This is a genomic window from Agromyces humi, assembly GCF_009720255.1.
Taxonomy (GTDB): domain Bacteria; phylum Actinomycetota; class Actinomycetes; order Actinomycetales; family Microbacteriaceae; genus Agromyces; species Agromyces humi.
The window spans coordinates 1-1,791 of record NZ_WJSP02000569.1 but is presented as its reverse complement, the minus strand read 5'-3'; the positions used below and the strand labels follow the sequence as shown (position 1 = coordinate 1,791).

Annotated in this window: 1 protein-coding gene and 2 pseudogenes; 1 reads left to right on the top strand and 2 read right to left on the bottom strand. The window is 73.0% G+C overall.

Going from position 1 to position 1,791, the window contains the following annotated elements:
• Both GH736_RS25365 and GH736_RS22365 read right to left on the bottom strand, forming a co-directional pair.
• Positions 1 to 125: pseudogene (locus GH736_RS25365) on the bottom strand (spermidine/putrescine ABC transporter ATP-binding protein); the annotation flags it as partial.
• Between the two features lie 86 nt (positions 126 to 211).
• Positions 212 to 1,018, bottom strand: a pseudogene (locus GH736_RS22365) (DUF4062 domain-containing protein); the annotation flags it as partial.
• A gap of 174 nt (positions 1,019 to 1,192) precedes the next feature.
• On the opposite strand from GH736_RS22365, the gene GH736_RS22360 reads away from it, so the two are divergent.
• A partial coding sequence (locus tag GH736_RS22360; protein ID WP_203230915.1) for a response regulator occupies positions 1,193 to 1,791 on the top strand: 599 nt, incomplete at its 3' end.

The following is a 1,791-nucleotide window of genomic DNA, read 5'->3' as shown; positions in this document are numbered from 1 at the left end:
GTGAGCGCCGTGCTCGTGGTGTCCACCACCTCGCCCGTGAAGAGGTTCGACTGCCCGAGGAAGTTGGCCACGAACACCGTGCGCGGGAGCTCGTACAGCTCGGCCGGCGCGCCCATCTGCTCGATCGGATCGTCGGCGCAGCCTCGACGACCTGCTCGACATTGTCGAGGAGGAGCAGCATGCGCCGGTCGCGCACCGCCATGCGCAGCTTCTCGTCGAGGGTGCCGTCGCCCACGTCGATGACGCCGAGCGCGTTCGCGATCGCAACCGCGACCTGCGCAGGGTCGGTCACCGGTGCGAGGTCGACGAACGCGACGCCGCCGGTGAAGCGATCGCGCACGCGGTTCGCGGCGTCGAGGGAGAGCCGGCTCTTGCCGATGCCGCCCGGGCCCGTGAGCGTGACGAGCCGCACGTCGTCGTCGGAGAGCAGGTCGACGACCGCCTCGAGCTCGCGTTCGCGCCCGATCAGGGCGGTGAGCGCCGACGGCAGCGTGGCGCTGCGCTCCACCGGGTCCGCCGTCTCGGCGACGGCAGCCGTCGCGCTCGTGAAGCGCTCGGCGAGGAGGGTCGCGAGATCGGCACGCACCAGCTCGGCGAGCTGCTCGGGGTCGGTGAAGTAGGCGTACGAGACGCGATCGTCGGCCTTCACGCGGTCGAGCAGGTCCAGGAGCCGGGGCTCGCGGGTGCCGCCCTCCCGCACGTAGACGAGCTTGGGCAGCTCTGGCGGTGCGAGACGGTACTCGTCCTCGAGCCCCGACAATTCCTCGCCCGGGGCGACCCACCCGTACTGCTCGCCGTAGAGTCCCACGAAGATGTCGCTCTGGGCGAGGTAGGCGCGGTAGAGGTCGCGGGGCGGATGCGGCCGGGCGCCGAGCTCGAACATGACGGGGGCGAGGCCCAGTTGCTCGACGGCGGCGCGCACCGCACGACGCTCAGGCGCCAGCTCGCGGAGCGTCGAGCTCACGAACACGCGGAGGCGCTGGTCAGGGGTGCGGATCGGCCGATCAGCCGGGCTCATGCTCCGAGTCTCTTCCTCCCGGCATCCGCCTGTAAATAGCCCGGTCGAAGCGCGAGGGCGCATGCGCACGGCGCGAGCCCGTCGGGCGTGGACGCTGGCGGCCCGCCCGGGCCCGGCGGTACACTCGCGCCGTGGCGACCGACCGTCGCCTTCCTGATGCTCCGAGGGAGTCGCATGGATGCTCGGGCACCGGCGGCTGGGCCGCCCGTGATCCTCGTCGCCACGGCCGACGACGGGATGCGTGCGTCCCTGCTCGAGCCGCTCCGCCGGCGCTACGCCGACGACTACCGCATCGTCGACGCCGACGGCGCGGCCGCCGCCGTCGAGGCGATCGAGGCGCTCGCCGCCGAGGGCGGGACCCTCGCCCTCGTGCTCTCCGACGACGCCTCGCCGGTCGACGACCACGAGACGGTCTTCGCAGCGGCGCGACGCCGGTTCCCCGACGTGCGCCGCGGCCTCGTGATCGAGTGGGGCGCGTGGGCGGATGCCGCGACCTCCGACGCCGTGCTCCGGCTCATGTCGCGCGTGCAGATCGACTACTACGTCGTGCGCCCGGTGCACTCCCCCGACGAGTCGTTCCACCGGGCGATCACCGACTTCCTGCGGGAGTGGGAGGCGACCGCCGGCAAGCGCCACCGGTCGTTCACCGTCATCGGCGACGACGCGCAGCCGCGCACGCACGTGCTGCAGAACCGGCTCGCTCGAAGCGGCGTGCCGAACGAGCGGCTCGACCCCGACGACCCCGACGCCGCCGCCATGCTCGCCGAGGCGGG